The organism is Herbaspirillum sp. UBA812, assembly GCF_002296545.1.
In the GTDB taxonomy this organism is placed as follows: domain Bacteria; phylum Pseudomonadota; class Gammaproteobacteria; order Burkholderiales; family Burkholderiaceae_D; genus Herbaspirillum; species Herbaspirillum huttiense.
The window spans coordinates 28,702-34,143 of sequence record NZ_DBIC01000185.1 but is presented as its reverse complement, the minus strand read 5'-3'; the positions used below and the strand labels follow the sequence as shown (position 1 = coordinate 34,143).

Sequence of the window (5,442 nt, the reverse complement as noted above, 5' to 3'; positions counted from 1 at the left end):
TGGCGGGTGCGGGTAGCAGGCCGGTAGAGCGCAGGTCACGTGACGGAGAGGGGACTTCGCGCAGCACGCCTTGCGGCACCCGCCAGTCTGGGACATGTCCGGCAGCTGGCGCTTTGGGAACCGGTATGCCGAGATAGCGGAAACGAAGAACGCCAGACTCTTTTGTGATGTCGTCAGGGGGAGTGAAGGATTCGCCCTGCTCATAGTGCATGGGTACCTGAGCGTTATTCCAGGCGACTTGGCGGGGGGTGTACGGTTTGACTAATTGGGCGATCCAATAACCGCTGATGACGGCATTGGTGTTTGGATGCTGGATCAGAGGGCCACCTTGTGGCTCGTCAGGGAGGACAAAGCCGTCGGGGATGTGCGCGCGGCCCTGGCGCAGTGAAGCGGGGGAGGGTTTGATGTCCGCCAGCGAGGCTGTCTTGACGGGCTTGGCACCGTCGATCAGGGATTGTTTGTCGCCGTCCCAATAGGGGAGGATGGCGGGAGGCAGGGGGAGGACTTTATCCAGGTTGGGGAGGCGCAGGTCCGGGTTGAGGTGGAGCATGTCGCCGATGGCAGAGTAGCGTTCAGCACGATCGGGATCCGGTCTCGGACCGCCAGATTCGAGACCTCCTCGAAACTCTACCGCCATATGGATGGCACTCATTTCGCTCCCGAATTTCACGCCGTCGTGATAAACCTTCAGCGAGCGTTCCAGTTCTTCAGGGAGTGCGATACGCAATCCCAGTTCGGACGCGCCATTACCGTTTTCTTGTGCGTAGGAACATTCCAGCATTTTTCTTCCAATGACTGAATTGCCCCAGAATGTTCCCTTGGGGTCATCGTATGCCGCCATGAGCTTTGCCCCCAGGTAAGCCTGAGCATCAGCATCTCCCATCTCGGCCGCGAGGATCCAGAATGCATAAGCCCTTGTCGCATCTTGTTTAACGCCTGTTCCATTGATGTGGTAAGTCCCCATCAGATCGAAGGCCTTCGGCACTCCTTTGCGCATAGCCTCCTCAACAAGTTGAACAGCGCGCTCGGTGTCCCGCGTAACACCTTTTCCCTCAACATAAAGACTTGCCAGGTTGAGCATGGCTTTCCAATGCTCTTTTTCGGCCGCCTTGGTCCAGAGAGCCGCCGCCTTATTGAATTGACGATCATCAGGCCAAAGGTCAAAGCTGGTTAACGCCAAACCTTCTCTGAACCATTGCTCGGCTTGTGCATCGAGTTGAGGTTCTGCAGGTTTTTCGTATCGGCACGTCCATATTTTCATGTGTGGATCGAATGCCGCCAGGGGCATGTTGCGGGGAAGGAAGTTCATGCAGGAATTCAAGAAAAGAGAAAGAGTAATGGCGAGCGAAACTGTCTTGAGAATGCCCTTGCCGGGAAATGCTTTTGGAGTAGGTTCGTTGTTCATGCCAGTCGGATCGAGGAAGTGCGTACATCAGAAAATGGCAACAAGAAGCCTGTTAAGGGTTTCCGTGAAGCTTTCTTATTCCGGTTAACTCGCAACAATTCCTGCCAAGCTTCAAATGCAGATTGAATTGACGATGAAGTTCCGTTGCCGCCGTCGCATGAAGCAGCGCTTCCGGAGTGCATAGAAAAAACCTCCCTCCGCAGTTTCTCGCTCAACAACGGATCATCACATCCGATATTGATTTCAGCATCCACTGCCATGCTGCGCAGATTGAGATTGGCGCTGCCCAAGGTGAAGAAGGCATCGTCGATGATCATCAACTTGCTGTGAATGTAGATCTCGCGATATTTGTCGCCCGTGCTTCTCCCGGTATGGTCGTAGGTCCAAAGGCTGGCTGCCAGCGTCTTGATACCCAATGCCTCCAATTCCTCGGCGATCTCGGCATTGCCGTAGGGTTCCTGTTGTCCCGGCGGGGGCTTGGGCGTTCGTACAAGCTCCGGTGGCGTACCATTACCCGTCTCTTTGAGGCTGACCCTTTCAATCTCCCTCTGTTGTTGTTTCTGACGGACCTGTTGCTGCTCTTCGAACATCTTGTCCTGATCAGGCATCGAAGTTCCCAGCCCGAGCAGCTTGAGTGTTTCATGCGTGGCCGGGACCATCTGTACCCGTTCGGGTGTGGGGATGACGATGAAGACATGCAGATCCGGAAGGGCCTTCAATGGCTGTCCCGCTTCCTTCCACGCAGCAATGAAGTTGCGCCGCATTTGCTTGAGATACCTGGCCCATTCGGTGTACTGGAAATACTGGTTTTCGATGTAGATGTAGTTGGAAGCAAAACTGGTCGCTTGCCGATACAGGCGCTGGATGGTTTTGTCACCTTCCTCCGGCTGGGTGCGCACGATCTGCGCGCGGTGAGCGGCCTTGCCCGCGCTTGCCTTCAGACCAGCAGGCGGTGAGCGCAGATCATGCACGCGCTGGATTGTCTGACCGGGAGCGGCGACCCGATTCCAGGCATCGACAAAGTTCTTGCTCACGCAGATGAGTACCTCGCCGACAATACGGCACGCATAATCCTGAAATGGCTTCAGGCCCGGGAGATTGTCTCCACCGCCTTCCCATGATTTACCTCGGCGTGGATCATGAAACAGGTGTTTTCTGGTATCCCAGTAATCGGTGACGCTGTTCAAGCCCATGACGTAACCAACCGCGTGCTTACCGTGCGCATGGTCATAGTCGATCAGTATCGTTTTTTGATGCGCAGTCGATGCTTCCATGAAGGAGATAGCTTCCATCCGCGGGAAGATCTTCTTGCTTTCTTTCGAAAGGCTTTCGCGCACCTTGTCGCTGTCGCCCGCGCGGACCTTGAAGCTGAGATGAGAATGGGTGCCGTGGGTCGCATCAAAGAACCACAATGCGTTGAAGTAGTCGCGGCGCTCCTGTGGCGTCATCCCGGCTTCATGTGGTTTTCCGGAGAGGCGCTCGTGATGCCGGATGCGCTTGACCTGCTCCGCTTGGAACATCCCGTAGCCCGGTGTATTTCTCGCCAGAGCGGAGACCAGTCCATCACGCCAGCACAGCACCCGCACCTGAACCGGCTTGCCGTTGTTGTACTTGCCGGCCGCGACCTCCCTGAGCAAATCCCCCCAGGTCGGACCCCGAGGCCAGGTATCGCCCGTGCGTTCCAGTTCCATGGCGGGATCGAAGCCCCAGCAAATGATTTCCACACTGTGCTTGGCCCGCCGGATGTCCTGCAAGATACGGGAAAAGCCTTCTTCGCCACAGATCAATATTTCTAGCTGGTTGGCGTGATAGATCGGAGAGTTGCTGTCTTCTGCGCGTTCCAGCAGCCATTGTGCCGTTGCGGTAGCACTACGTTTGCGCAGGTCGATGGGGACGCTGCCTGGGTGGTAGGTCTGTGTCATGGCGATGATCCAGAAAGGGAATGGGTTCAGGCGCCTGCATGGCGCAGGCGGCTTTCTGCGTCCGCTTCAGTACTGCGGTAGCCCGAGGCCGCCAGTTGTTGGTCCAGTGCGCTGACCTGTTCGTGGACCGGTAAATCAAAGCAGTAGCCATTGGGGAGCTTGACCGAGTAGCTGTCGTCGCCCGGCTGATGGCCTTCGATTCGTAATCGCCCGGCGGCGTCAGTGACGCCCACGGCGATCTGCGTCCCCTGCTTGAAGAGCGTATAGGGTTGGTGTGCCAGCGGCCTTCCATCACGCACATGACTGCGCAGGCGGACCATCAAGCTGGCGCTCTGTTGCAGTTCTTCAAAGGTAGGCGGTGGCGCTATCTCCGGCGGCGGACAATTGGCCGGACCCAGCACATTGTGTTCAGCAGCCTGTTGCCGCCACTGTCCGCTGGTGCCGTGTTCGATGAGGCTGGCATTCCAGCGGCTGAAGCTGCCGCCGCCATGGATTTGCGTGTCATCGCGCGAACGGATGCTGATCTTCGGGGCCTGCAGGATGATCTCTTCGCTGGCCTCCAGCAGGATGCGTCGTGCAGCCTGAAGCTCGACGTGTTCTTCGTGCGCCTGCACCTTGACACTGCCCTTGCCGCTGATCAGCTTCATGTGCTTGCCGGCAAAGGCAGCGAACATTTCTCCTGCCCGCATCAGCAATTTGCGTCCGGCATTGAGCTGGGTATTGTCCCGGCTGACCAGGTCGATATGCCGGGACGCGCCCAGCACCATGGTGTCCTGGCTCGTCACGCTCACGCCGGCCGGTGCGTCGAGGGCGACCATGGGTGCCGCAGCGTGCCTCGTGCCGCCGGCCGCTTCGCTCGTGTCCCATGCCTGCAGCTGCTTCCTGATGCGCTCCAGCTGCGCCAGATCGGTCACTTCTGCGTGGTACCTGGCGGCATCCTGGCTCAGGCGCTGCGCCAGTTCCTCCAGACTGTGCAGGGTGTCCAGCAGGGCCTCGCGCTCCAGCATGCGGCCGCGCCCCCGGTCCTGTGCTTGTGCCGTAATGAGGATGCCTTTGGCCCCACGCAGGACGCCATGCCCATCCGTGCGCGCCTCCAGTCCCTCGCCACGATCATCTCCCTGCCCGTCGTGACGCGGCTCGGTGAGATAACCCAGATTGATCTGGCTGTGCTGGTGCTCGCTGGCCAGTTGCGTGCTGATCTGTCCGGGCGTGTCATCCAGCCGCAGCTGGTTGTAGCGGACGCCTTCGATCTCCTTGCTCTTGATCCCCGAGAGGAAGCGATTGCCGGGCAAGCCGCCGTTGTGGCTGAAGCGCGCCGGATGGTTGATGCCGTTGTGCAGGACACCGGCGACGAACATCTTGTCCGGATCTCCCCCAAGAAAATCGATCAGCACTTCCATGCCGACCCGCGGCACCGCATCGTGCCCATAGCCTGCCCCGGCCCAGGCGCTCGATACCCGCACAAATGCGCTATCCCGTTCCTGCCCGCTGGTGCCCGCACCTTGCGCATGGACATGGTCTTGCGCATGCAAGCCCTGCAGTTGCACCTTGATGCGGCCCAGTTCGTCGCAGTACACCTCCTCGTTGGCAGGCCCGACTACCAGTGCGGTGACCGGATGCACGGCCGGCAGATGCAGCCGGGGATCGTAATGCGGTGCCAGCGGCGCGCTGCGGCGGCGGCAGCTGAGCTGGTTGCGGTAGCGCATGTCCGCTGCGCCCTGCACATCGGCTTGCCAGGTGGAGGCGGGCAGCAGGCGGTCGATCGCATCCTGCAACGCTTTGGGGAAATTGTTTTCGGCTTGCTGCCGCAAGGAGGTCACGATGAATTCACGCAAGGTGCGATCTTGGCCGTGCATGTCCGGATGCCCTTCCAGCTCGAACCAGTGCCCCACGGCCAGATCGCGCACCGTACCACTGGCCTCGAAGGATTCGCTGCGGCCCTCGTGCGCCAGCATGCGGGCATCGGCTAGGCGCAAGTGATCTTGCTGGCCATCCGCAGCGTGAGGGGCCTCGATCAACCCGTCATTCAGGATGGCCGCCAATGCCCGGCCGGTATCGCCCTGGTCAATCGCGCTGTGGCTGGCGGCCTCCTCGACGCGCACCGCCCTGTAGTCC

3 protein-coding genes are annotated in these 5,442 nt (G+C 59.4%); all 3 read right to left on the bottom strand.

What is annotated here, in order from left to right:
* Positions 1-1,405, bottom strand: a 1,405-nt coding sequence (locus B3873_RS12395; RefSeq protein WP_286866402.1) for an SEL1-like repeat protein, incomplete at its 3' end; no start/stop codon positions are given.
* Positions 1,402-3,327 (bottom strand): phospholipase D-like domain-containing protein, encoded by a 1,926-nt coding sequence (locus B3873_RS12390; RefSeq protein WP_286866400.1) that lies wholly within the window; start codon positions 3,325-3,327, stop codon positions 1,402-1,404. The genes B3873_RS12390 and B3873_RS12395, both read right to left, overlap by 4 nt.
* A gap of 26 nt (positions 3,328-3,353) precedes the next feature.
* Positions 3,354-5,442 (bottom strand): type VI secretion system Vgr family protein (locus tag B3873_RS12385; protein WP_286866399.1); only part of this gene is annotated, 2,089 nt, incomplete at its 5' end.

What these genes read in the sequence shown, in the direction of transcription:
- B3873_RS12390 (WP_286866400.1), bottom strand. Translation starts at nt 3,327, where the DNA reads ATGACACAGACCTACCACCCAGGCAGCGTCCCCATCGACCTGCGCAAA.